General features: G+C 73.2%; 22 protein-coding genes and 1 pseudogene. 9 read left to right on the forward strand and 14 right to left on the reverse strand.

What is annotated here, in order from left to right; translation table 11 throughout:
* The first annotated feature begins 6 nt into the window (after positions 1-6).
* Positions 7-873 carry an SDR family oxidoreductase gene (locus Phou_RS41905; protein WP_173068508.1) on the forward strand — a complete coding sequence of 289 codons (867 nt, stop codon included), beginning with the start codon at positions 7-9 and terminating at the stop codon, positions 871-873.
* Between the two features lie 187 nt (positions 874-1,060).
* Here Phou_RS41905 and Phou_RS41910 read toward each other — a convergent pair whose 3' ends face one another.
* The 7 genes from Phou_RS41910 to Phou_RS41940 all read right to left on the reverse strand — a co-directional run bounded on the left by Phou_RS41910 (position 1,061) and on the right by Phou_RS41940 (position 6,929).
* On the reverse strand, positions 1,061-1,666 hold the full coding sequence (locus tag Phou_RS41910) for a response regulator transcription factor (protein ID WP_246274364.1): 606 nt from the start codon (positions 1,664-1,666) through the stop codon (positions 1,061-1,063).
* A 528-nt stretch (positions 1,667-2,194) separates the two neighbouring features.
* Positions 2,195-3,049 carry a hypothetical protein gene (locus Phou_RS41915; RefSeq protein ID WP_173068510.1) on the reverse strand — a complete coding sequence of 285 codons (855 nt, stop codon included), beginning with the start codon at positions 3,047-3,049 and terminating at the stop codon, positions 2,195-2,197.
* A 272-nt stretch (positions 3,050-3,321) separates the two neighbouring features.
* The gene (locus Phou_RS41920) at positions 3,322-3,912 is read right to left on the reverse strand and encodes a hypothetical protein (protein ID WP_173068512.1); all 591 of its coding nucleotides are present in this window, start codon (positions 3,910-3,912) and stop codon (positions 3,322-3,324) included.
* Positions 3,913-4,121: 209 nt separating this feature from the next.
* Positions 4,122-4,493, reverse strand: a complete 372-nt coding sequence (locus Phou_RS41925) for a hypothetical protein (RefSeq protein ID WP_173068514.1) — start codon at positions 4,491-4,493, stop codon at positions 4,122-4,124.
* A gap of 40 nt (positions 4,494-4,533) precedes the next feature.
* On the reverse strand, positions 4,534-5,607 hold the full coding sequence (locus tag Phou_RS41930) for a hypothetical protein (RefSeq protein WP_173068516.1): 1,074 nt from the start codon (positions 5,605-5,607) through the stop codon (positions 4,534-4,536).
* Positions 5,608-5,670: 63 nt separating this feature from the next.
* Complete coding sequence (locus Phou_RS41935; protein WP_246274366.1) at positions 5,671-6,036, reverse strand: YybH family protein; 366 nt, start codon at positions 6,034-6,036, stop codon at positions 5,671-5,673.
* A gap of 5 nt (positions 6,037-6,041) precedes the next feature.
* The gene (locus tag Phou_RS41940) at positions 6,042-6,929 is read right to left on the reverse strand and encodes a LysR family transcriptional regulator (RefSeq protein ID WP_173068517.1); all 888 of its coding nucleotides are present in this window, start codon (positions 6,927-6,929) and stop codon (positions 6,042-6,044) included.
* 26 nt (positions 6,930-6,955) lie between these two features.
* Here Phou_RS41940 and Phou_RS41945 point away from each other — a divergent pair, with 26 nt between their 5' ends.
* From Phou_RS41945 to Phou_RS41955, 3 genes and pseudogenes are all read left to right on the forward strand, one after another.
* Entirely contained in the window at positions 6,956-7,681 is a 726-nt protein-coding gene (locus Phou_RS41945; RefSeq protein ID WP_173068520.1) for a succinate dehydrogenase cytochrome b subunit, read from the forward strand.
* A gap of 79 nt (positions 7,682-7,760) precedes the next feature.
* Positions 7,761-9,684 (forward strand): annotated as a pseudogene (locus Phou_RS41950) (fumarate reductase/succinate dehydrogenase flavoprotein subunit).
* Positions 9,681-10,436 (forward strand): succinate dehydrogenase/fumarate reductase iron-sulfur subunit, encoded by a 756-nt coding sequence (locus tag Phou_RS41955; RefSeq protein WP_173068523.1) that lies wholly within the window; start codon positions 9,681-9,683, stop codon positions 10,434-10,436. The pseudogene Phou_RS41950 and the gene Phou_RS41955 overlap by 4 nt, the downstream one beginning before the upstream one ends.
* Before the next feature lie 221 nt (positions 10,437-10,657).
* On the opposite strand, the gene Phou_RS41960 is transcribed toward Phou_RS41955, so the two are convergent.
* On the reverse strand, positions 10,658-10,930 hold the full coding sequence (locus Phou_RS41960) for a hypothetical protein (RefSeq protein WP_173068525.1): 273 nt from the start codon (positions 10,928-10,930) through the stop codon (positions 10,658-10,660).
* A 257-nt stretch (positions 10,931-11,187) separates the two neighbouring features.
* Positions 11,188-13,353 carry an MMPL family transporter gene (locus tag Phou_RS41965; RefSeq protein ID WP_173068528.1) on the reverse strand — a complete coding sequence of 722 codons (2,166 nt, stop codon included), beginning with the start codon at positions 13,351-13,353 and terminating at the stop codon, positions 11,188-11,190.
* Between the two features lie 134 nt (positions 13,354-13,487).
* On the opposite strand from Phou_RS41965, the gene Phou_RS41970 reads away from it, so the two are divergent.
* From Phou_RS41970 to Phou_RS41980, 3 genes are all read left to right on the forward strand, one after another.
* Positions 13,488-14,711: a sensor histidine kinase gene (locus tag Phou_RS41970; RefSeq protein WP_173068531.1), complete on the forward strand. Its 1,224-nt coding sequence runs from the start codon at positions 13,488-13,490 to the stop codon at positions 14,709-14,711.
* 238 nt (positions 14,712-14,949) lie between these two features.
* Positions 14,950-15,606 (forward strand): response regulator, encoded by a 657-nt coding sequence (locus Phou_RS41975; RefSeq protein WP_173068534.1) that lies wholly within the window; start codon positions 14,950-14,952, stop codon positions 15,604-15,606.
* A gap of 463 nt (positions 15,607-16,069) precedes the next feature.
* On the forward strand, positions 16,070-16,648 hold the full coding sequence (locus Phou_RS41980) for a thioredoxin family protein (protein WP_173068537.1): 579 nt from the start codon (positions 16,070-16,072) through the stop codon (positions 16,646-16,648).
* A 155-nt stretch (positions 16,649-16,803) separates the two neighbouring features.
* Here the strand turns inward: Phou_RS41980 and Phou_RS41985 are convergent, their stop codons facing one another.
* Positions 16,804-18,156, reverse strand: a complete 1,353-nt coding sequence (locus Phou_RS41985) for a sulfatase family protein (protein WP_173068540.1) — start codon at positions 18,154-18,156, stop codon at positions 16,804-16,806.
* 69 nt (positions 18,157-18,225) lie between these two features.
* Entirely contained in the window at positions 18,226-19,272 is a 1,047-nt protein-coding gene (locus Phou_RS41990) for a beta propeller repeat protein (RefSeq protein WP_173068543.1), read from the reverse strand.
* Positions 19,273-19,347: 75 nt separating this feature from the next.
* Here Phou_RS41990 and Phou_RS41995 point away from each other — a divergent pair, with 75 nt between their 5' ends.
* Positions 19,348-20,598: an MFS transporter gene (locus tag Phou_RS41995; protein WP_246274368.1), complete on the forward strand. Its 1,251-nt coding sequence runs from the start codon at positions 19,348-19,350 to the stop codon at positions 20,596-20,598.
* 6 nt (positions 20,599-20,604) lie between these two features.
* Here Phou_RS41995 and Phou_RS42000 read toward each other — a convergent pair whose 3' ends face one another.
* Both Phou_RS42000 and Phou_RS42005 read right to left on the reverse strand, forming a co-directional pair.
* A complete protein-coding gene (locus Phou_RS42000; protein WP_173068546.1) occupies positions 20,605-21,414 on the reverse strand; it encodes a PrsW family intramembrane metalloprotease in 810 nt (269 codons plus the stop codon).
* Between the two features lie 15 nt (positions 21,415-21,429).
* Positions 21,430-22,386, reverse strand: coding sequence for a sulfite oxidase (locus tag Phou_RS42005; RefSeq protein WP_246274370.1), 957 nt, complete (start codon positions 22,384-22,386; stop codon positions 21,430-21,432).
* Between the two features lie 391 nt (positions 22,387-22,777).
* On the opposite strand from Phou_RS42005, the gene Phou_RS42010 reads away from it, so the two are divergent.
* On the forward strand, positions 22,778-23,446 hold the full coding sequence (locus Phou_RS42010) for an acyltransferase (RefSeq protein WP_173068549.1): 669 nt from the start codon (positions 22,778-22,780) through the stop codon (positions 23,444-23,446).
* A 28-nt stretch (positions 23,447-23,474) separates the two neighbouring features.
* Here Phou_RS42010 and wrbA read toward each other — a convergent pair whose 3' ends face one another.
* A complete protein-coding gene (gene wrbA / locus Phou_RS42015) occupies positions 23,475-24,098 on the reverse strand; it encodes an NAD(P)H:quinone oxidoreductase (protein WP_173068551.1) in 624 nt (207 codons plus the stop codon).
* Between the last annotated feature and the right edge of the window lie 52 nt (positions 24,099-24,150).

Consider the following 24,150-nt stretch of genomic DNA (forward strand, 5'->3'; position numbering starts at 1 on the left):
CTTCCCATGACCGTCGCCGTCACCGCCGCCAGTGGCCACCTGGGCCGCCTCACCGTCCACGCCCTCCTCGACCGGGGCGTCCCGGCCGCCGACATCGTCGCGGGCGCGCGCAGCCCCGAGAAGATCGCCGACCTGGCCGCGCTGGGCGTACGGGTGCGCGAGGCCGACTACGACCGGCCCGACACGCTCGCCGGGGCGTTCGCCGGGGTGGACCGGCTGCTGCTGATCTCGGCCAGCGAGGTCGGCATCCGCGTCCCCCAGCACACCAACGCGGTGAACGCGGCGGTGGCGGCGGGCGTGTCGCTGGTCGCGTACACGAGCGCGCCGTACGCGGACACCACCGACCTGCCGATCGCGCCCGAGCACAAGGCGACCGAGGAGGTCATCCGCGCCAGCGGGGTGCCGTTCACGTTCCTGCGCAACTGCTGGTACGTGGAGAACTACACCGCCAACCTCGCCACCGCCCTCCAGCACGGCGCGATTCTGGGCTCGGCCGGCGACGGCAAGGTCTCCGCCGCGCCGCGCGCCGACTTCGCGGCCGCGGCGGCCGCCGTCCTGGCCGGCGACGGGCACGCCAACACGGTGTACGAGCTGGGCGGGGACCAGCCGTTCACCCTGGCCGAGCTGGCCGCCGAGGTGTCGCGGCAGAGCGGCCGGCAGGTCGTGTACCGCGACCTGCCGCCGGCGGAGTACGCGGGTGCGCTGGTCGCGGCCGGCCTGCCGGACGGGTACGCGCAGCTGCTGGCCGCGTCGGACGTGTCGCTGAAGGAGGGCAGGCTGCTCGTGGAGACGGGCGACCTCGGCCGCCTGATCGGACGCCCCACGACGCCCCTGTCCGAGTCGGTGGCCGCCGGACTCGCCGGGCTGTCATAGCCACCCCGTCTCCTGTCTCCCGCGCGCGGCGGATCGCCTCGGGCGCTGGTCCTGCGCAGGATCGCGGGCTGCCTCCCTCTCCTGCTGGCCTCCAGTCTCCTGCTGGCTCCCTCCTCTGCTGGCCTCTCCCTCTCCTGCTGGCCTCCAGACGGGTGCGGGCGCCGGTCTCGCGCAGGATCGCGGGCCGTCACAACCACCCCCTCTCCTGCGCGCGGCGAATCGCCTCCAAGCGGTTGCGGGCGCCGGTCTTGCGCAGGATCGCCGACATCCGGTTACGCACCGTGCCGTGCGCCAGGTAGAGGCGGTTGGCGATCTCCTTGGGCGGGAGGCCCTCGGCGGCCGCGCTGAGGATCTCCCGCTCGCGGGTGGTCAGCGGGTTCGGCGGCGGGTTGAGGACCGCCGCGGCCACCGCCGGGTCGATGACGCGGTTACCGCCCGCGACGGACCGCACGATCCGCACGAGCTGCGCCGGCGTCACATCCGTGCCGGCGAAGCCCAGCGTGCCCGCGGCGAGGGCCCGCCGCAGCGAGTCGGCGGTCCAGCGCCCGCTGAGGGCCAGCAGGGCCACGTGCGGCAGCTGCTCGCGCAGCCGCGTCAGCACGCCACGGGTGTCCGCGGCGGTGAGGTCCACGTCCACCACGACCACGTCGGGCCGCTCCCGCGCCGCGACGGGCAGGATCGACCTCTGCTCTCCGATCTCGGCCACCACCTCCAGGTCATGTTCACTCGACAGCACGGTGCGCAGGGCGCTTCGCAGCAGCCCAATCTCCTCGACGACCATGATGCGGATCACGAGGGTGTTCTCCGATCTCTGGTGCCCCACAGCTCTATGCCGGTCCTTTGTGGACCGCAGGTTTGTTATCGCGTCGCTCTATGGGTCATCGCTGCCGACCCACACACCGCAACACCGAGTCGCGCATTCATCTCGCACGATCTAGGGCGCACAAAGATCACCCGGCCGCGGCCGGCCTAGATCGCGGGAGGACGCCTGCCGTAAGACGGGCAGGTGGGGCGGGGGTTCAGGCGGGTGGTGAGCGGCGCGCTTTGGGTGCGCCCAGGGCGCTCTTGTTCGCCTTTGGCGTCACGTTTCGCTCACGGACTGTGACCGGCCACGGGCGCCTTGTTCGCCCTTGGACGTCACGCTTCGCTCGCGGACCGTGACCAGCTCCCGGGGCGCCTTGTTCGCCTCGGGTGGCACGCCTCCGCTTGCGGAGCGCTCCCGGGCGCCTCAGGCGGCACGCCTCGCTCGCGGATCGTGACCTTCCCTGGGCGCCTTGTCGCCGCGTCCCGTCGGTCGGATCCCGCCAGCCCCCGTGCGCGGTCAGCCGGGGAGCGGTGCGACCCCGGGAAGGCGGCCGGCGAACGGCAGGCCCGCGGGTGGCGCGACGAGGCCCCCGCGAACGTCCGGCCGCACGGTGAGCACGGCGGGGAGCACGAGCGGCTGCCCGCCGGCGCTGATGGCGTCGCTGGTGTGCGCGCACCCGCCGGGCACGCACCCGCCGCCGAGACCCGGACCGGGCACGACCGGCTCGGTGCGCGCACGGACGGCGGCGAAGGGCTGCTGGGGCGGTTTGGTGATGCTGCTGTTCGCGCCGACCCGCGGCCCGATCATCGCCGCGGCCCATCGCTCGGTACCGGTCTGGAGGGCGGCGGTCGGCCCGCTCGCGGCGGCCGCGGTCGGGGCCGTTCCGGGGCCGGACGTGCCGGTCTGAGGCTGGTCGGATGGCGGTTGGCCGGCCTGCGGCTGATCGGACGGCGGCTGGGTCGCCGGCGGTTGTTCGGTCTGCGGCACGTCGGGGGCGGCCGGCACGGGCGGTGCGCCGTCGCCCGGAGCGGGTGCGGGCGGCAGGACCTGGTCGAGGATGGGGGCGACGGTCGCGGTGGTCCCCTCGACCACCCGCACGACCGGATCGAGGACGGTCGTGGCAGCCACCTCGACCACCCGCACGACCGGCTCGACGACGGCCGCCGCAGCCACCTCGACCACACGCACGACCGGCTCGACGACGGTCGCCGCAGCCACCTCGACCACGCGCACGACCGGCTGGACGACAGTCGTCTCAAGGTCTACGCCGAGTGGCCGCGTGAGGGTGTCGGCCGTCCCGCCTATGAGCCCGTCCGCACCGATCACGGTCCCTGCCGCGCCGCTGAGGGCCTGGCCAACGAGCCCGCCCACGGCGTCGACGGTCTGCCTGGTGCCGCCTAGCCCTACCAAGGCCTCCACGGTTTGGCTGGGGCTGCTTGGGCCGGCCACCGCGCCGACGGTCTCGCTCAGGCCAGCCACCGCGCCCACCGTTGGGCTCGGGCCGCTCGGGCCAGTTACCGCATCCACGGTTTGGCTGGCGCCGCTCCGGCCCGCCACCATATCCACGGTTTCGCTCAGGCCGCCCGGGCCAGCGACTGCATCCACGGTCTGGCTGAGGGTGTTCGGGCCGGTCGTGGGCCGTGTTACGCCGGTGAGGGTGCCCGGATCGAGTGCCGGCCGCGGCGCGGTGGCCGGCGCGCCGCCCACGAGGCCGGCCGGCACCGGGCGCGTCGCCGCCGGGCGAGTGGCGTCGGGGACACCGACCTGGCCCGTCGAGGGCGGGGTCGCGGCGCCTGCTGGCTCGGCTGTGTGGGGAGCGCTCGTGATGGGCGGAGCGCCGCTGACGGGTCCACCCCGACCGACGCGGGTGCCCAGGTCTCCCGCTCCGCGGGGCGTCCTCCCCGCCGCGGCGGGCGGCGCGCGGTCGTGGTCGCGATCCGTGCCTCCCGGCCCGGACGAGGGGGTCCGGTGTGGACGCCGGGGACCTTGCCGCCTCGGGCTGGCGGGCCGGCGTCGAGCGGGCCGCCGCGGTCGGCTGTGGGCGGTGCCGTGGCGGGTGGCGGCGCGTCGCGGCCGCCGGTGAGGCCGAGCAGGTCGCCGACCGGGGGCAGGGCGGGCGTGGCGGTGGTGGCCGGGCCGAGGCCGAGGTCGAGGCCCTCGTCGGCGTGGGCGGGGTCGTCGAAGAGGGACAGCAGAAGGTACGCCACGACGGCAGCGGCGGCGAGCAACAGCATGCGTGCCGCTGCCCCAACTGCCGGCGTCCTTGTCGTCAAAGCCTATTCGCCCTCCGCGATCCAACGATCACAGGACGATATCAAGACATTGACAAGGTCACATTCCCCGGTAGGGATGACCCCGGGAAATGAAATCAGCCGCCATAGAAGACCGCCTTCATGCGGCCCTTTCCCACCATTGGCGGAAATGCGGAGCATAACTGCCCGGGTTACTCTCGAAAGCCTTGCCTGAATCGGCGAAACAGGCCACCCTCGCGGGGTAGGGGCGGCGCCGCGGGTGGCGCGGTGGTCCGCTGCCGCGCGATCGGCTGGTCGTAGTCGGTGCGCGCGATCGCGTCGACGACCTGGTGCTCGTCGAAGTTTTCCGAACCCTCGATGTGCGGCACGAAACCGACCAGCACGCCGTCCCGCATGACCTGGGCCTCCAGGCCGGCGGTGCCGTCGGTGTCCCACATCGCCTGGCGGCCGTCGCGCAGCGCGACCCGAACCCCGTACTGCGCGACTCCCGCCCGCTCCAGGTGTGCCGGCACGCCACGGTCGCGGAGCGCGTCGACGACCCGCTGAGCCCTGCTCTCGTCCATCCAGCGACGGTAACGCCGGCTACTGAAAAGCGACTGAAAATCAGCTGTGTACGTGTGGCGCGGGGCGCGCCACGAGACCGCCGAGGAGCGCGCCGAGAACGGCGCAGAGCACCACCAGCCCGGTCCACATCTCGACCGGCCACCGGACGCCCTCGGCGAGGTGGAGGCCCACGAGGTTGCCGCCGGACACGGCGGCGGCGAGGAGGGCTCCGGCGATCGGCAGGCGCAGCGGGGCGTCGGCGCCGCGCACGGCGTCGAGCCGCTCCAGCACGATGTCGGCGACGGCCGCCCCCACCAGCGCGCCGAGCGCCCCCGCGACCAGCACCGCCGGAAACTCCCGCATGACCAGGACGAAGAGCGCCACGCCGCCGACCAGCGCGGCCGCCGCGCCGGGCGTCGCCCGCCGGCGGTGCGCCATCAGCAGCGGTATCCCGATGAGCAGCGTCGTCACCAGGTACGCGTCGACGCCCTGCACGGCGAGCACGTGCTCGAGCCGCTCGTTGCTGGCGCCGTCCATCGCCTCGTACGGCAGCGTGGGGCGGGCCATCGAGAAGATGATCGAGTGGCTCAGCAGGATGGTGGCGCCCATCGCGGTCAGCGCGAGCGAGGCCACGCCGGTACCTGCGCGCAGGCCACCGCCGGCACCCCCGGCCCACCAGGAGCGCAGCGGGCTGCTCAGCATCAGCAGCGCGCCGACGTCCAGCAGCATGTGGCTGGGGCTGAACGCGGCGTTGAGCCCCACCTCGACGCCGATCGTCTCGTGCCACACCATGTCGGCGAGGCCGGCGACCATGAAGAGCGCGACACCGGCGGCACCGGCACGGTAGCCGCTGGGCCAGGCGTCCCGCCACCAGTAGGGGTGGGCGGCGCGGCGCCGGTACGCCAGGAAGAAGATCCACGCCCCGGTGGCGGCGAACCCGAAGTAGAGCAGCGCGTGCCACGGCGTGAAGAAGCCCTCGATCGTGTCGAGGATGTTGGTGTGCGCCCACCCGTCGGACATCGCACCGCCGATCAGGCAGGCACCGAGCAGGACGGTGACGAGGTCTTCGCGCGGGGTGGCCACCTCGGTGGCGCGGCCGGCGCGGGTAGGGGTGTCGGACAGTGATGTGGACATGGTGCACCACCTCCCCAGGAGACGGTCATATCCTCCCAAGCGGCCGAGGTTGATCGCCAGGCGTCAATCGCGCGGAGCGATCGGCCACTCCTCGAACCACGCGCACCGCCCGTCGGACGCGAACCGCAGGATCCACAGGTCGCGCCACAGCTGGTCCAGCGGCGGCCCGTACCGCACCTCGGCCCGCACCACCGCGGTGTCGCCGTCGACGGCCACCACGTCGCAGCTCATGTCGAACGCCTCGTCCGGCCCCTCCCGCTCCGCCTCCCACATCTCGGCGACCGCGGGCAGCCCCACGACCGGCTGCTCGAACGGCCCCTGCAGATAGCTCGCGTCATCGGTGAAGAGGGCGCCGAGGCCGGCGGTGCCGGGCGCGCGCCACGCCCGCTCGTACGACTCGACCCAGCGCAGCACGTCGGAATGGTCCACGCGGCTCAGTCTCCCAGGAACGCGAGGATCTCGCGGCGCAGCGCGGCCGCCGCGTGGGTGGGCGTCGATTCGCGGCGCTCGGCGATCGCGACGGTGCGCTGGATGCCGGGCGGCGCGAGCGGTGCCGAGTGCAGGCGCGGATGGGCGGCGAGCACCATGGCCGGCACCACGGCCACGCCCAGGCCGGCGGCGACGAAGCTGAGCACCGCGTCCATCTCGCCGCCCTCGACCGCGAACGACGGCTCGAACCCCGCGGCGCGGCAGGCGTTGAGGGTCGCGTCGCGCAGGTCGTACCCGCGGCGGAACATCACCAGAGGTCGGTCCCGCAGGTCCGTGATCGGAATGCGGCCCGCGGGCGCCGGAAGGGGTGAGGCCGAGGCGACGACGAGGTCCTCGCGGAGGATCGGCTCGGCCCGCAGGGCCGGGTCGATGCCGTGCGGCGGCAGGATGACCAGCGCGAGGTCGAGGTTGCCCTCGGTGAGGTGGCGGACGAGGTCCTGCGAGCCGCTCTCCTCGACGTGCAGGTCGATGCCCGGGTGCGCGGCGCGGAAGCGGGGCAGCACGCGCGCGACGAGGCTGGTGGAGAGGCTGGGCGTGGCACCGAGCCGCACCCGCCCGCGGCGCAGCCCGACGAGCTCCTGCACCTCGCGGCGCGCGGTCTCGACGTCGGCGAGGATGCGCCGCGCGATCGGCAGCAGCGCCGCGCCGGCCGGGGTGAGCGTGACGGCGCCGCGGGTGCGGTCGAGCAGCGGGGCGCCGATGTCGCGCTCCAGGCTGTGGATCTGCTTGCTCAGCGTGGGCTGCGCCACGCCGAGGTCGGCCGCCGCGCGTGTGAAGTGGCGCTCATCGGCGACGGCGAGGAAGTACCTGAGCTGCTGGAGCTGCACCGCCATAGCCTACAGCTATCGCCGGTACCGTAATGATTCATTGGACGAATGATCCGGCCGCACCTAGCGTCGGTGCCGTGGTAACGGTGAGTGCGGTGCGGACCTCCGTCGGGCAGAAGGCCCTGATGGCGGTGAGCGGCATCGTGCTGGTGCTGTTCCTGGTGGCGCACATGATCGGCAACCTCAAGGTGTTCGTGGGGGCCGAGTCGTTCGACCACTACGCGCACTGGCTGCGCACGATCGGCGCGCCGCTGCTGCCCGACTCGGGGTACCTGTGGATCCAGCGGACCGTGCTCACCGCGGCGCTGGCCGCCCACGTGTGGGCGGCGACCACGCTCGCTCTCCGGGCCCGTGCGGCGCAGCCGGTGCGGTACGCGCACCGCCGCCCGGTGCAGGGCAGCTACGCCGCCCGCACGATGCGGTGGGGTGGCGTGATCATCCTGCTCTTCGCCGTGTACCACGTGCTGGACCTGACCACCGGCCACCTGAACCCGGTCGGCGACCGCGCGCACCCGTACGGGAACGTGGTCGCGGACTTCGCGCCGCAGCGGTGGTACGTCACGCTCTTCTACACGCTCGCGGTGCTGTCGGTGGGTCTCCACCTGCGGCACGGCGTGTTCAGCGCGATGCGCACGCTGGGCCAGCGCACCGCGGCGGGTGAGCGGCGCGCGCGGCTGGTGGCACTGGTGGCCTCGGTCGGCCTGTGCGCCGGCTTCCTGTCGGTGCCCTTCGCCGTCTCGCTGGGGCTGGTGAGTTGATGCGTTTACATCGGGTTGGTGGGTCGATGCTGTTCACCTCGGGTTGGTGGCTTGATGCTGTTCACCTCGGGCTGGTGGGTTGATGCTGTTCACTGAGGGTGCGCCGATCAAGGACACGCGCGTGCCGAGCGGGCCGATCGAGGAGCGGTGGGACCGGCGGCGCTTCGAGGCGCGGCTGGTCAACCCGGCCAACCGCCGCCGCCTGACGATCATCGTCGTGGGCACCGGGCTCGCGGGCGCGTCGGCCGCCGCGACGCTGGGCGAGGCGGGGTACCGGGTGCGGTCGTACTGCTACCAGGACAGCCCGCGCCGCGCCCACTCGATCGCCGCGCAGGGCGGCATCAACGCGGCCAAGAACTACCGCAACGACGGCGACTCGGTACACCGCCTCTTCTACGACACGGTCAAGGGCGGCGACTTCCGCTCCCGGGAGTCCAATGTGCACCGTCTCGCCCAGGTCTCTGTCGAGATCATCGACCAGTGCGTGGCGCAGGGCGTGCCGTTCACGCGGGAGTACGGCGGGCTGCTCGACAACCGCTCCTTCGGCGGCGCGCAGGTGTCGCGCACCTTCTACGCGCGGGGGCAGACGGGGCAGCAGCTGCTGCTCGGGGCGTACCAGGCGCTCGAACGGCAAGTCGCGGCCGGCACGGTCGCCGCGTTCACCCGGCACGAGATGCTCGACCTCGTCGTGGTGGACGGGCGGGCCCGCGGCATCGTCGTGCGCGACCTGGTCACCGGCGAGGTGACCACCGACCTCGCGGACGCGGTGGTGCTCGCCACCGGCGGGTACGGCAACGTCTTCTTCCTCTCCACGAACGCCAAGGGCTGCAACGTCACCGCCACGTGGCGGGCGCACCGGCGGGGCGCGCTGTTCGCCAACCCCTGCTTCACGCAGATCCACCCGACGTGCATTCCGCAGTCCGGCCCGCACCAGTCGAAGCTGACGCTGATGAGCGAGTCGCTGCGCAACGACGGCCGCGTGTGGGTGCCGCTGCGGGCCGGCGACGGCCGCGCGCCCGGCGACATCCCCGAGGCCGAGCGGGACTACTACCTGGAGCGCATGTACCCCGCGTTCGGCAACCTCGTCCCCCGCGACATCGCCTCCCGCGCCGCCAAGAACGTCTGCGACGACGGCCGCGGGTGGGGCCTGGAGGGCTCGGTGTCCACCTCGACTTCGCGGACGCCATCGCGCGGCTGGGACGGCCGGCGGTCGAGGAGCGCTACGGGAACCTGTTCGAGATGTACCAGCGCATCACCGGCGAGGACCCCTACGAGGTACCGATGCGCATCTACCCGGCGGTGCACTACACGATGGGCGGCCTGTGGGTCGACTACGACCTGCGCGCGACGATCCCCGGCCTGTTCGTGATCGGCGAGGCCAACTTCTCCGACCACGGCGCGAACCGCCTCGGCGCCTCCGCCCTCATGCAAGGGCTCGCCGACGGGTACTTCGTCCTGCCCAACACCATCAACGACTACCTGGCGGACGGCCCGTTCCCGCCGGTCTCTCGGGCCGAGGCCTCGTCCGCGGTGACGGCGGTGAACGACCGGCTCGCCCGGCTCCTGGCCGTCAACGGTGACCGCACCGTCGACTCCTTCCACCGCGAGCTGGGCCGCATCATGTGGGACCACTGCGGCATGGAACGCACCGACGCCGGCCTCCGCAAGGCCATCGAGGAGATCCGCGCGCTGCGGTCGGAGTTCTGGACGCGGGTACGGGTGCCCGGCGACGGCGACGGCCTCAACCAGGCCCTCGAACGGGCCGGTCGCGTGGCCGACTTCTTCGAGCTGGCCGAGCTGATGTGCGTGGACGCGCTGCACCGCACCGAGTCGTGTGGCGGCCACTTCCGGGCGGAGAGCCAGACCCGGACGGCGAGGCGCTGCGCGACGACGAGCGCTTCGCGTACGTGGCGGCGTGGGAATGGACCGGCGGCGCGCCGGTGCTCCACCGGGAGGCCCTGGAGTTCGAGTACGTGACACCCAGCCAGCGGAGCTACAAGTGAACCTGACCCTGCGCATCTGGCGGCAGAGCGGTCCCGACGCCAAGGGGCGCATGGTGGCGTACCGGGTGGAGGACGTCTCGCCCGACATGTCGTTCCTCGAGGTGCTCGACATGCTCAACGAGCGGCTGACGGTGGAGGGCGCCGAGCCGGTCGCGTTCGACCACGACTGCCGCGAGGGCATCTGCGGCGCGTGCGGCCTGGTCATCAACGGCGTGGCGCACGGCCCGGAGAAGGCGACCACCACCTGCCAGCTCCACATGCGACACTTCCGCGACGGCGACACGATCGACGTGGAGCCGTGGCGGGCCAGGGCGTTTCCGGTCGTGAAGGATCTGGTCGTGGACCGCGGCGCGCTGGACCGCGTGATCCAGGCCGGCGGCTACGTCAGCGCACCCACCGGCAGCGCCCCGGACGCCCACGCGATCCCCGTGCCCAAGGCGGACGCGGACGCCGCCTTCGAGGCCGCGACCTGCATCGGCTGCGGCGCGTGCGTGGCCGCCTGCCCGAACGGCTCCGCGATGCTCTTCACCGCCGCGAAGGTCACCCACCTCGGCCACCTGCCCCAGGGCCAGCCGGAACGCCGGACGCGCGTCCTGGACATGGTGGCCGCGCATGACGTGGCTGGATTCGGCGGGTGCACGAACACGGGCGAGTGCACGGCGGTGTGTCCGAAGGGGATCCCGCTGGAGACGATCGGGCAGCTCAACCGCGACTTCCTCCAGGCGTCGCGGCGGCCGGCCCGCAGTCGTTAGGACGTCCCGTCCCGTCCTGTCCCTTCCGTCCCGGCCCCTTTTTCCCGGCCCGGCTCGTGGCGGGCTGGACCATGGACGGTCCGCGCCTTGCCCTGGCGGGCTGGTCTGGCCCTTGCCGTGGCTGGCCTGTCGGGCCTGGCCGTGGCGGGCTGGATCTCGGACGAGCCTGGCATGGCGGGCGGGTCTGACGGTCGCGGGTCGGACCGCGGGCGGGCCGGATGCTAAGGGACAGGGTCGCCCTCCGGCAGTGGTCGCTTCAGGTAGTAGCGGTGGACCTCCGTGGTCCCTTCGAGGTTGTTGACGTCCTCTTCGGTCGACACCAGCTCCCAGCCGCGGGCACCGGCCCGGTTCAGGTGAGAGATCGCGGTGTCGCCCAGCGCGGACACGTCCTGCCGGGTGCCGTCCGGCGAGTACCACGTATACGACATGCGCCAATCCGACGGCCCTGACGCCTCGCGGCGGCGGACCAGCAGGGCGTACTCCCACCTCAGCATCCGTCCATTATGGGGTCTCGCCGCCGGCTCCGCGCTGGCGCCTGGTGCCGGTCCCGGGCGGGCCGTGCTCTCCCCGGCCGGCGGGCCTCCACGGTGAGCCGCTCGTCGGGGTGCTCCATCGCGCGCAGGTCTCCACCGGTCAGCCGCTCGTCGGGGTGCCCCATCGTGCGCGGGTCTCCACCGTGAGCCGCGTGTCGGGGTGCCCGTCGTGCACGGTCTCCGCGGTCAGCCCCTCGTCGGGCGCGGGTCTCCACCGGTCAGCCGTTCGTCGGGCGCTCGATGGCGAGGCGGGGCAGGATGCGGGCGAGCGGGCGTGGGAGCCACCAGGCGCGGGCGCCGAGCAGCTGCATCACCGCGGGCAGCACCAGGCAGCGGATCACGACCGCGTCGAGGAGGACCGCGACCGCGAGGCCGAGGCCGAACTGCTGCAGCATCCGGTCGGGGCTCAGCAGGAACGCCCCGAACACCACCACCATGATGGCTGCGGCCGCGGTGACCACGCGGCCGGTCGTGGCCAGGCCCTCGCGGACGGCCGCCGGGGCGTCGTGGTGGTGCTCCCACTCCTCGTGCATGCGGGACAGCAGGAACACCTCGTAGTCCATCGACAGGCCGAACACGATCGCGAAGATCATGACGGGCACGTAGGCCTCGATCGGGCCGGGCTGGGCGCCGAACAGGCCGTGCTGGAAGACCAGCGTGATCACGCCCATCGAGGCGCCGACGCTGAGCAGGTTGAGCACCGCGGCCTTGATCGGGATCAGCAGCGAGCGGAACACGGCCATCAGCAGCAGCGCGGACAGCCCCACCACGACCGCCACGAAGAGCGGCAGGCGCCCCGCGACCGCGTCGGCGAAGTCTTCGGCCGCTGCCACACTGCCGCCCACCAGGAAGGTGGCGCCGGTCTCCCGGGACAGCGGCGGCAGCACCTCGTCGCGCAGGCGCTCCACGAGGTCGTGGGTCTGCGCGTCCTGCGGCTTCGACGAGGGGAAGACGATGAGCGTCGCGACGTCGCCGGAGGGTGGGGGCGCGACGGTCTCGGCCACGCCGGGCACGCGCTTCAGAGCCTGCGCGGCGGCTGCCGCGGCCGACAGGTCGCCCTCGACCACCACGACGAGCGGGCCGTTGAACCCCGGGCCGAAGCCCTCGGCCAGCAGGTCGTACGCCTGGCGGCTGGTCGTGGACGGCGCGTCGTTGCCGGCGTCGGCGAAACCGAGGCGGATGCCGAGCGCGGGTGCGGTGATCGCCAGCAGCGCGGCCACCGACACCAGCGCGGCGGTCCACGGACGGCGCTGCACCCCGGCCGCCCAGCGCCGCCACCGGTCGCCTTCGGGACGGCGTGCCTTGCCGGCGCGGCGGCGCACGCCCCGCTCGATGCGGCGGCCGAAGATGGCCAGCAGCGCCGGGAGCAGCGTCAACGAGGCGATCATCGTGACGAGCACGGTGACGGCGACGGCGACGGCCACGCCCTGCAGCGAGCCGAGGCCGAGCGCGACGAGCCCCATCAGCGCGATGATCACCGTGCAGCCGGCGAAGAACACGGTGCGGCCGGCCGTGTCCAGCGCCACCCGGACGGCCGCCGCACGGTCCGGCCCGGCGTCCTCGCCGTCCCGGAGGCCGGCGATCAGCTCCGCCCGGTACCGCGAGAAGACCAGCAGGGCGTAGTCGATGCCCACGCCGAGGCCGACGAGGATCATCAGCGGCGGCGTGAAGTCGGCGATGGTCGCCAGGTGCGAGGCGAGCACCACCAGCCCGATCGAGCTGCCGACCGCGAACACCGCGATGACGATCGGAAGGCTCGCCGCGAGCAGGGAGCCGAAAAGCAGCACGAGGATCACCAGCGCGGCGAGCAGGCCGATGCCCTCCGCCGCGCCGCCCTCGCTCTCCTCGGCGCCGCGCACGGCGTCGCCGCCCAGCTCGACCCGCAGCCCGTCGCCCTCGGCCGCCTGCGCCGTGTCGATGATCGTGCGGACGTCCTCGAGCGGAACGTCCTGCGCATGCCCGTCGAGCGTGACCGTCGCGTACGCGATCGTGCCGTCCGCCGACACGGCCCCCGGCCCTCCGAACGGGCTCTGGACATCGGCGACGTACGGCAGGGGCCGCACCCGGTCGAGCATCGCCTCGACCCGCTCCCGCGTGCCGGGTGCGCTCACGCCGCCCGGGTCCTGCACCACGATCTGGACCGTGTCACCGGCCCGGACCGGGGCGTGCTCGCGGAGGGCGTCGACCGCCCGCTGCGAATCCGTGCCGGGCAGCGAGAAGTCGTTGTGGTACGCACTGCCGACCGCCTGCGAGCCGACCGTGACAGCGGCGAGGGTCAGCACCCACAGGACGAGGGCCCACCAGCGGTGCCGCTGCGACCAGCCGGCGAGGCGGGCGAGGCGCGATGTGCGTGTGGTGGGGCGGGACGGTGCGGAAACGGGCATGCGGCAACGCTAGGGACGGTGGGCGCTTCGCCGCGTCGCGCCGCGGGGCGAACCGTCCGTCCCCCCGTGGGGGTACACGGCGTGCTCCCGCGGGGCGATCCGGTGAGGCACCCGGCTGGCTTACGCTCGGAACCGTGATCCGCCGCAGCACGACCGTCGACGCGGGCCTCGCCGTGCTCGCGTTCGTGCTGTCGCTCGGCGTCCTCGCGGCCGACGGGTTCGGCACGCCCGACGCCAGCGTGCACCACCTCGACGGCATCGGCGTGCTGGTGACGGCGATGACGGCCCTGCCGCTCGTGTTCCGGGCGCGGGCGCCGATGGTCGTGTGCGTGGTGACGTTCGCGGCGAGCGCCGTGCTGTACCGGTTCGGGTATCCGTTCGACCTGCCTATCGGTCCGGGCATCGCCATCTACACGCTCGGCATGGCCTACGGCGGCGACCCGCGGCCGTGGCACCGGCGGCTCGCGCTGCAGGTGGCGCTCGCGTTCGCGCCGCTGCTGGGCTTTGCCTACCTGCTGCGCGGCGAGGACGTCGGCGAGATCCTGGTGCCCGAGCTGCTCGGCGTCGCCCTGGTCGCGGCCACGCTCTACCTGGCCGGCGACCGGGCCCGGATGCGCCGGGAGCGGATGGCCGAGCTGGAGGAGCAGGCCCGGATGCGCCGGGAGCGGATGGCCGAGCTGGAGGAGCAGGCCCGCCGCGCCGGGCGGGACGCCGAGCGGGAGCGGCGGCTGGCGGTCGCCGAGGAGCGCACGCGGATCGCCCGCGAGCTGCACGACTCCGCCGGCCACGCGATCAACGTGATCCTCGTCCAAGCCGGCGCCGCCCGCCTGCTGCACGAGCGCGACCCGGCGGGCTCGCGGCGCGCGATCACCGCCATCGAGGACGTGGCCCGCGGCACGATCGGCGAGATCGACCGCCTGGTGCGGGCGCTGCGCGATGACGGTCCGGTGCCGCCCGCGCCCGCCGATCCGACCGCGCTGGCGGAGCTGGTCGAGCGGCACCGCGCCAGCGGGCTGGCCATCGCCGCGGTGATCCCGCCGCCGGGCCGGACGCTGCCGCACGGCGTGGCCTGGGCGGCTTACCGGATCCTGCAGGAGGCCCTGACCAACGCGGCGCGCCACGGTCGGGGCAGTGCGGACGTGGCGGTGCGGTTCGCGCCGGGTGCCGTCGACATCACGGTCACCAACCCGACCGCGGGCACCACCCCGGCGGCTGGCACCACCGCGGTCACCGGCGGCGGCCACGGGATCGTCGGGATGCGCGAGCGGGCCACCCTGCTGGGCGGGACGCTGGACGCCGCGGTGGAGCGCGGCGTCTTCCGGCTGCACGCCCACCTGCCGCACGGGCAGCCGGCATGACCGCGGGCAGGCCCGGGCGGCACACCCCAGCGGGCCCGAACCGGCCAGCCGAGGCGCGAGCAAGGCGCGCCCGCCTGCGAATGCAGGACCACCAGCAAAGGCACGAGCATCAGGAAAGGCACGACCGCAAGCAAGAGCTGAACCGCCGGGAAGACCACGACGGCCGGGAAGTGCACGACCGCCGGCAAAGGCACGGGCGCTGGCACAGGGGTGCAAGGCCGAAGGGGCGCGCGGCGGCATGATCCGGGTACTGCTTGTCGACGACGACGATCTCATGCGGGCCGGGCTGCGGGCGGTCCTCTCCAGTGACGAGGCGATCGATGTGGTCGGGGAGGCGGCCGACGGGCGGGCCGCGGTCGACGGTGCCCGCCGCCTCTGCCCCGACGTCGTGCTGATGGACGTGCGCATGCCGCGGCTCGACGGCATCGCCGCCACGCGGGAGCTGCTCGGGGCGGCGCCGGAGACGCGGATTCTGATGTTGACGACGTTCGAGGACGACGACTACGTATTCGGCGCGCTGAGCGCCGGCGCGTCCGGCTTCCTGCTCAAGCGCACCCGGCCTGAGCAGCTCATCGAGGCGATCCACACGATCGCGGGTGGCGAGTCGCTGCTGTCGCCGTCGGTAACCCGGACGGTGATCGACCGCATGGCGCGCCAGCCGCAGGCGGACCCGGCGGCCGGCCGCCGGCTGCGCGACCTCACGCCGCGGGAGCGTGACGTGCTGGAGCTCGTCGCGCGTGGACTGTCCAATGCGGAGATAGCGAGGTCGCTGGTCGTCGAGGAGTCGACGGTCAAGACCCACGTGAAGCGCATCCTGGCCAAGCTCGACCTGCGCGACCGCGTCCAGGCGGTCATCCTCGCCTACGAGACGGGCCTGGTCCGGCCGGGCGCCTGAGGCCGCGGGCCGCACGGCTCAACGACCCCGGCCACCAGGAGGGCAGGCAGCACCGGCGTGCGCACACCGAGCCAGCTCACGCGCCCAGCACGGCAAGGTGCCGCACGGCAACGCACCCCACACGGGCACGCACCCAGCACGGGGGCACGCGCAACAGGACAACGCACCCCCACGGAAACGCCCCAGCACGCATCACAGACACAAAGCCCCAGCACAGGGACGCAACCAGCACAGGCGCGCACCCCAACATGGGCGCGCACCCAGCATGGGGACGCGCGCAATCACGACAACGCACCCACCACGGAAAACGCCGCGGCAGAACAACGCGCGCAGCACGGGCACGCACGCACCCAGCACGGGCTCACCCTGGCGGGCGGTGTCCACGGGCCCCGGGCGGGGCAGCCACAAAGACGGGGCTAGGGCGCGACGGCGCATCTCCCACCGTCCGGCTAGGCTTCGACGCATGGCCGTTTCGTCGTTTCTCGTGCCGCTGGGCACGCCCGCGCCGGACTTTGCCCTGCCGTCCGTGGATGGGCGGGAGGTGAAGCTCGCCGACGTGTCCGCGCCGGCGCTGCTCGTCGTCTTCCTCAGCAACCACTGCCCGTACGTGCGGCACGTCGAGTCGGCGCTCGGCGCCTTCGCCGCGGAGTACGTCGGCAAGGGGCTCGCCACCATCGGCATCAGCAGCAACGACGTCGTGAACTACCCCGACGACGACGTGCCGGGCCTCGCCGGGCAGGTGGAGCGGGCCGGGTTCACGTTCCCCTATCTGGTGGACAGCGCGCAGGACGTGGCGAAGGCGTACAGCGCCGCGTGCACGCCCGACTTCTTCCTCTACGACGGGCAGCGGCGGTTGGTCTACCGCGGCGCGTTCGACGAGGCTCGCCCGAAGAACGATGTCCCGGTGACCGGCAACCTGCTGCGCGCCGCCGCCGACGCGGTGTTGCGCGGCGAGTCCGTGCCGGAGCCGCACGTGCCGAGTTCGGGCTGCGGCATCAAATGGCGCCCCGGCAACGAACCTCCGCCAATCAGCTTCCTCTGAAACAAAGAGCCGACCAGAACAGGCCGACCAGAACAAGCCGACCAGAACAGGCCGACCAGGGCCGACCAGAACAGGCCGACCGGGGCCGGCCAGAACAGGCCGACCGGAGCAAGCCGGCCAGAACAAAGGCCAGCCGAAAACCCAAAAGGCCAACCCTAGAAGCAGCCCGACCCGGCGCACCGCCGCTGCGCGGCCAGCGCGTCCGCCAGCGGAGTGAGCGCCGGGTCGTTCGCTGGGTCGCGGTCGCCGAGCAGGTTGGTCAGCTGCCACGGGTCGGCGGCGAGGTCGTAGTACTCGCGCTCCGTGCGCCGCCCCTCGCCGTCGAAGTACTCGGTGTACTGGTAGCGGCCCCACGACAGCAGTGACGCCCAGGTCGGGAAGCTGCCGTTCGCCTTGTCGCGCCAGTACTCCAGCAGCACCCGCTCCCGCGCCGGGCCGAGCAGCGACCGGCCGTCCAGCTCGTAGCTCGGGCGCAGGCCGGCGGCCGCGAGCAGTGTCGGCGCGACGTCGACGAGGGCGGCGAGCCGGGTGTCCTCGCGGGCCGGGACGTGGCCGGGCCACCACAGGTACACGGGCACGTTGACCGACTCGCGGTACGGCGTGAACTTGCTCGGCAGCCCGTGCTCGCCCCACGCCTTGCCGTTGTCCGAGACCAGCATGACCAGCGTGTTGTCGAGCTCGCCGCGCGCGGACAGGTGCTGCCGCACCGACTCCACCGCATCGTCCACCGACAGCAACGTGCGCAGCTGGGCCGCCCGCGTGGCGGTGCCCTCCTCGAAGCTGATCGAGTACTTGCGCACCCACGACGGCTTGTCCCGCCGGTCGGTCTCCCGGGTCGCGGGGTTGCCGTCCCACGGAAACTCGCGCCCCGCGTACTTGTCCTCCGGCGTGTAGGGCGAGTGCGGCGCGGTGAAGCCCGCGTACATGAACCACGGTCGCGTGTCATCGGCCTCGAAATCATCCAGGTACCGGTTGACCTGCTCACCGATGAACGTCGTCGAGTACCCCACCCGCCGGCTCTTGCCCTCGACGCCGAACCACGCGCCGTCGTACCCCCCATGGGTCAGCGCCCAGCGGTCGAAGCCCGGCGGCCGTTGCGCCAGCGGCCAGCGGTTGAAGAGCTTGCCCACCGCGGCGGTCCCGTAGCCGGCGGCCTTGAGGTCGTGCTGCAGCGTGCGCTCGTGGTCGTAGCGGCCGATCGCGTCCTGCTGGTTGACCCCGTGGTTGTGCGTGAAGCGGCCGCTGAGCAGCGAGGCGCGGCTGGGGCAGCAGCTCGGCGTGGTGGCGACCGTGTTGGGCAGATAGGTGCCGCCGCGCCGCAGCCAGTCCTCCGTCTTGGACATCACGCCGGTCGCGCCGGTGCGCGCGTCGTCGAGGACGAGCAGCAGGATGTTGGGCCGCGACGGCGCCGCCGCGACCCCGGGACGGACCAGGACAAGACCCGCGACGCCCGCGAGCAGCACGGCCAGTGCCGCGCCGCCGCGGACGCGCCACGATGCGCGATTCACCCCGAAATACCATCATTGGTACGAGCCATCGAGCGACCGCCGCGCCGGACGGCGACTGTGACAAACCAGTTACAAGTGGCGCAACCTGGCCAGCCGCCCCTGCTCCCCCGACGCCCAGCACGTGCCGTCGAAAGCGCAGTCCACGGCGTCGAAACTGCCCGTGTCGAAGCGGGTCCACGTGCGGCCGCCGTCCCGCGAGACGTCGCTGCCGGTCGGGCCGACCGCGAGCGCGGTGTTCCAGCGCCAGGGGACCCACGCCGAGCCGGAGCGGTACTCCCCCGGCACCGTGCGCGCGACCTGCCAGCCGCGGCCGCCGTCGCGCGTGGTCGCGGCACCGTCCGGCGCGGCCGTGGGCGCGGCGAAGTCGCCGCCCACCGCGATGCCGTGCCACGGGTCGCGGAACGCGAGGGAGTAGATGCCCGCCGACGCCCCGCTGGGCAGCGGCGAGTCGGTGACCCTCCAGCCGCGGCCGTAGTCGGCGGTGGCGAAGACCCGCGCCGTCGCGCCACCCCCGGTCCCGAACCACGCCCACGGCCCCGGCCCGGCGGTCACCAGGCACGTGCCGCTCGCCGCGAACGCGAACTCGCCGGCGAGCGCGTCGGGCATGCGGTCGGCCGGCAGCACCCTCCACGAGCGCCCACCGTCCACGGTGGACGCGATCCGGAACCTCCCGTCGACCGGGTCGGACAGCGCGAGGCCCCGGCGGTGGTCGAAGAACGCCATGCAGTCGTAGAACGCGCGCGGCTCGTCGTTGCGGAACGTCTCGGTCCAGGTGCGGCCGCCGTCGCCGGTCGCGTACACGCGGGAGGCCTCGCCCTCGCCGATCGAGAGGGCGACCGCGCGGTCGGCGCTGAACGCCTCGATGTCGCGGAACTGCAGGTCGGCGGTGTCCGGCGGGCCCACGGAGCGCCAGGTGCGTCCACCGTCGACGGTGCGCAGCACGGTGCCGCCCGAACCGCTGGCCCACGCCACCTTCGCGCTGACCACGTCGAGGCCCCGCAGGCGCGCGGTGGAGCCGGATTCGGCGAGCTGCCACGAGGGTCGGCCGGCCGCGTGGGCGGGGGTGGCGGTGACGGCGAGAACAATGGCGGGGATCACGGCGAAGATCGCTCTCATACACGCAAAACATACCGTACGCACGTCAATGTGAGGATGTTAACGCTCATCGATACTGACGAACACGTGCTGTGAGTGATCCAATACGCCATGGTCTCCGCGTCGCTGTGGCGAGACCGCGACTTCACGCTGTTCTGGGTGGTGCAGACGCTGTCCGTCGCGGGCGACTCGTTCTCCTATGTGGCGATTCCTCTCCTTGTGCTGCGCGGCACCGGCTCGGTATCGCAGATGGGTCTGCTCACCGGCCTCGCCGCTGCCGCCACGATCCTCACCGGCGTGTTCGCCGGTGCGCTCGCCGACCGGGTCGACCGGCGCCTGTTGCTGATCGTCTGCGACGTCGCGCGCGCCGCCCTGTACGCGCTGATCCCGATCCTCTGGATCTTCTCGCCGCAGATCTGGATCCTGTACGCGATCGTCCCGCTCGGCGCCGGGTTCGCGATGATCTTCCGGGTCACGTACGTGGCCGCCCTCCCCAACCTGGTCAACCCGGAACGGATCACCGAGGCCAACGCCCGCCTCTCCGCCACCTACGCCGCCGCGGCGGTGGGCGGCCCGGTGCTCGCCGGCGTCCTGTCCGGCCTGCACGGCCCGACGGCCGCGATCGCCGTCGACGCGATCACCTTCGCCGTGTCGGCGGTCGGGCTCTGTTTCGTCCGCCTCCGGGTGCGCGTCCCGGCCGGCGAGCCCCGCCAGCCGGACGGCATGTCCTGGCGCGACCTCGTGGTGGGCGTCCGCTTCCTGTGGCGGCACCCGGTGCTGCGGGCGCTGACCATGCTGCTGTGGTTTCTGACGTTCCTGACGCTGGGACTGACCGACATCATCGTGTATTACGTGGGTCACGAGCTGAGCCGCCCGGACACCACGGTCGGGTACGTGCTTGCCACCGCCGCGGCCGGCACGATCCTCGCCGCGTTCGTGGTGGCACCGGCCCGCCGCTCGTGGGGCTTCGGCGCCTGCTGGCTCGGCTCGTACGCCCTCTGCGGCCTCGCCATCGCCGGCATCGGCATGACCCGCAGCGTCCCGGTGGTGGCCGCCCTGGCCACGACCGTCGTGTTCGGCATCGGCGTCGCCGGCATCTGCTCGATGTCGCTGCGCCAGGAGGTCACGCCGGACCACATGCTGGGGCGCGTCACGTCGTCGTTCTGGACGATCCACTCGGCGCTGGGCCCGCTCGGCGCGGCCGTGCTCACCGCCTCCGCCGCCACCTACGGCGTGCCGGCCACCACCCTCGTGTCAGGCGTGGCGTGCCTGCTGGTGGCCGTGGTCGGCACGCTCACCCCGATCCGGCAGGCACGCCCGGAGCGCCTCGCCGTCGAGGTGCCGTAGCGCGGGTCAGGAGGCCACGACGGGGCGGCGGGCGGCGCTGGCGGGCGCGCGGTGCTCGCCGAACGTGCGGTAGTGGCGCATCTCCAGCAGCAGCCAGCCGACGCTGACCACGCCGAGCACCACGTACCCGAGGACCGCCCCGATGCTGTCCCACAGGGCGTGCAGCACGATCGCGCCGAGCAGGGTACCCAGGAAGATCCAGACCCGGCGGCCCGACGGCCTGGCGGCGAGCGCGAAGAGCGCGCCGGCGGTGAGGCCCGTCCACGCGGTGTGCCCGGCGGGCGCCAGCAGCCCGCGGACGAAGAGCGTCTCCTCGACGGCGCCGATGTTGCCGCCGGAGGCGAGCAGGGCGGTGAACGCGTACCCCATCGTCTCCAGCGCCGCGAACCCGGCGCCGCAGGCCACGCCGATGACCAGGCCGTCGGCCGGCTCGCGCCGGCGGCGCCACAGCAGGGCGAGGATCACGGCCGGGACGATGAGCTTGGCGCACTCCTCGATCACCGCGACGAAGAGCATCGGCAGGGCGCCCAGGTCGCGCAGGGCGTCGTACTCGAGCTGGCCGGCCACGATCACGCCGACCACACCGCCGAAGAACGCGGCCGCGACCAGGAGCCACGCGGGCACCTGCCACCTGCCGGAGCGCCCCGCGGCGAAGGTCAGGAACGTCGCCGGTACCACCGTCGCGCCGAGCAGGATGGTGGTGGGCACGAAGTTCGGGTTCCTGGTGCTGACCATCGTGCGGAGCACGACGAGGTACAGAATCAGGCCCACCACCAGGACCGCGACCCACGCCCACCGGCGGTACGCCTCGCTCATCCGATCACGGTACGTCTACACGACGGTCACCGGATGCCGAACGATCGCACCGAACAGGTACCCCAGCGTGTTGTGCGGCACCGTCTCGGGCTGGGTGACGCCGGTGACGTCGGTGGCGCGCGCCCGCAGCGTGTACGCGCCGGGCGCCGGGTGCCACGGAAGCTCCCAGCGCTGCCACACCGGCCCGTGACCGATGGGGCGCGCGGGGCGCCAGGTGCGGCCGTCCGTGCTCACCTCGACGCGGCGGATGCGCCCGTTGCCGGACCACGAGCGCCCGCGCAGCACCTGGCGCCCGGCCGCGAGGCTCGCCTCCCACGGCAGCTCGAACGCGCTCTTGACGGTCTGCCGGCTCACCAGCTCGCCATCGGTGGGGTACGCCGGGCCGAAGAGTCGGTAGAACTGGGTGTTCCACGGCGAGAAGAGCGGCTCGGCGGAGACCTCCAGCTGCCCCAGCCACTTGATCGAGGCGATGCCGATCCAGTTGGGCACGACGACCCGCACCGGGAAGCCGTGGTCGGGCGGGAGCGGCTCACCGTTCATCTCGTAGGCGAGGAGCACGTCGTGCAGCGCCTTGTCCAGCGGCAGCGGGCGGCGCACCGGGCCGAGGTTGACGCCGCCGGTGACGAAGTCCGGGTCGAGCCCGACCGGCTGCACGTCGACGGCCGCGCGGCGCAGGCCCGCCCGCTTGAGCACCGTGGACAGGCGCACACCCTTCCAGCGGGCCACGCCGATCGCGCCGAGCTTCCACGCGGTGCCCGAGACGGTCTGGCCCTGCTGGCTGGTGAAGAAGCTGCGCCCGTTGCCGGCGCACTCGACGGCCGCGGTGATCGTGTCCGACGGCAGGTGGCGCAGGTCGCGGTAGGTCAGCTCGACCGGTCCGCCGCGCAGGCCGCTGCCCGAGATCCGCAGCCGCCAGGCGTCCGCGTCGATGCGCGGCGTCAGCGTGTGGTTGCGCACGAAGAAGCGGTCCACGGGTACCAGGTAGCCGGTGTCGCGCAGCGCCTCCCACCGTGTCTCGGCGTTGGTGCCGAAGACCGTGAAGAGCTCCGCCGGCAGCGGCTTGAGGATCGGCGGGTCGGCCGCGCGCGCGGGTGCGCCCCCACCGACGCACCCGCGCCTCCCGCGGCGACGCCGACGCCAACCGCCGCCGACAGCCGCATCAGGCCCCGCCGCGAGAGGCCGTCCGCGCGCGCCTCCCCCGCGAGAAACTGCGCAAGGCGCGTCCGGTCGTACTGAGCCTCGTCCATGGTCAGGACGTTACCCTATAGATTTAGTAGGAATCAATGGTCGCCGGGGTTGCTCCCGCCCGCGCCGTCCGCGACGATGTGCGCGCCGCGACGCCTTCCAGGAAGCGACCAAACGGATGAAGACCGGACCGCTCGACTACGTCCTCAGTGGAGCCTGCGTCACCGTGCTGCTGTGCCTGGCCACCGGCACGGCGTGGGCGGTCTCCACGAACGGTCCCTGGCAGCACAGCCCGTACCGCGTCCTGCTCGGCACCGCGGCGTTCCTGCTCGCCTACGGCCTGTTCACGGCGCTGCTGCTCGCGATGGTCCGGCGGTTCTCGCCCTACCCCGTCGGCGAGTACCCGATGGTGTCGCGCCAGTTCACGTACTGGAAGCTCTGCGCGGTCCTCTCCGACCTGGCGCACAAGGCGCTGCGCCCGTTCACCACGGTGTTCACCAAGCCGTTGCTGTACGCGGTCTTCGGCGCCCGGGTGGGCGCGCAGGCCGCGTTCGGCGGTGACGCCGAGGACCTGCCGCTTGTCGACTTCGGCCCGCGCAGCACGCTCGGCCACGGCTCGGTGGTGACCGCCCACCTGATCACCGGCGACCGGGTCGTGTTCGCGCCGGTGCGCATCGGGGCGTACGCGGTCGTCGGCGTGCACTCGGTCGTGCTGCCCGGCGTGACGCTCGGCGAGCACGCGGTGCTGGCCCCCAACTCGGTCGCGACGATGGGCACGGTGATCCCGGACGACGAGCTGTGGGGAGGCAACCCGGCCCGGCCGATCGGGCGCGCCGCGCAGCGGTGAGCGGCGCGCCCGGGGTTGGTGTCTCGGCTCAGCGGGACGCGGCGAGGGCCTCGCGCCCGGCCTTGAGCGCCGCCGCGGTCTCCACGGCGCGGCGCGCCTGGTAGCGGGCCGCGTCCAGGGCCACGTCGTCCGGCGGGCCGGCGGAGGAGACGTGCGACGTGCCGTACGGGTTGCCGGACCGGAACTGCACCGGATCGGTGTAGCCGGGCGGGACGATGATGCCGCCCCAGTGGTAGAAGACGTTGCCGAGCGCGAGCAGCGCCGACTCCTGCCCGCCGTGCAGGGTGCTGCTGGCGACGAAGGCGGAGCACACCTTGTCGGCGAGCTGCCCGGACCGCCACAGCCGGCCGGTGGTGTCGAGGAACGCCTTGAGCGGGCCGGCCATGTTGCCGAAACGGGCGGGCGTGCCGAACAGCACCACGTCCGCCCAGGCCACGTCGTCGTGGCTGACCTCGGTGACACCGGCGCTGTCCTGGATGTGCTGGCCCCATGCGGGGTTGGTGTCGATCACCTCCTGGGGTGCCAGCTCACGCACCTTGCGCAGGCGCACGCGGGCGCCGGCCTTCTCCGCGCCCTCGGCGACGGCCTGGGCCAGCGCGTGCACGGTACCGGTGGCGCTGTAGTAGATGATCGAGACGTTGACAGGTTCCATGCCCGGTCCGACGACGCGGGCCCTCGTATTGTGAGGGCGGGCCGGCCACCTC

The organism is Phytohabitans houttuyneae (assembly GCF_011764425.1).
In the GTDB taxonomy this organism is placed as follows: Bacteria; Actinomycetota; Actinomycetes; order Mycobacteriales; family Micromonosporaceae; genus Phytohabitans; species Phytohabitans houttuyneae.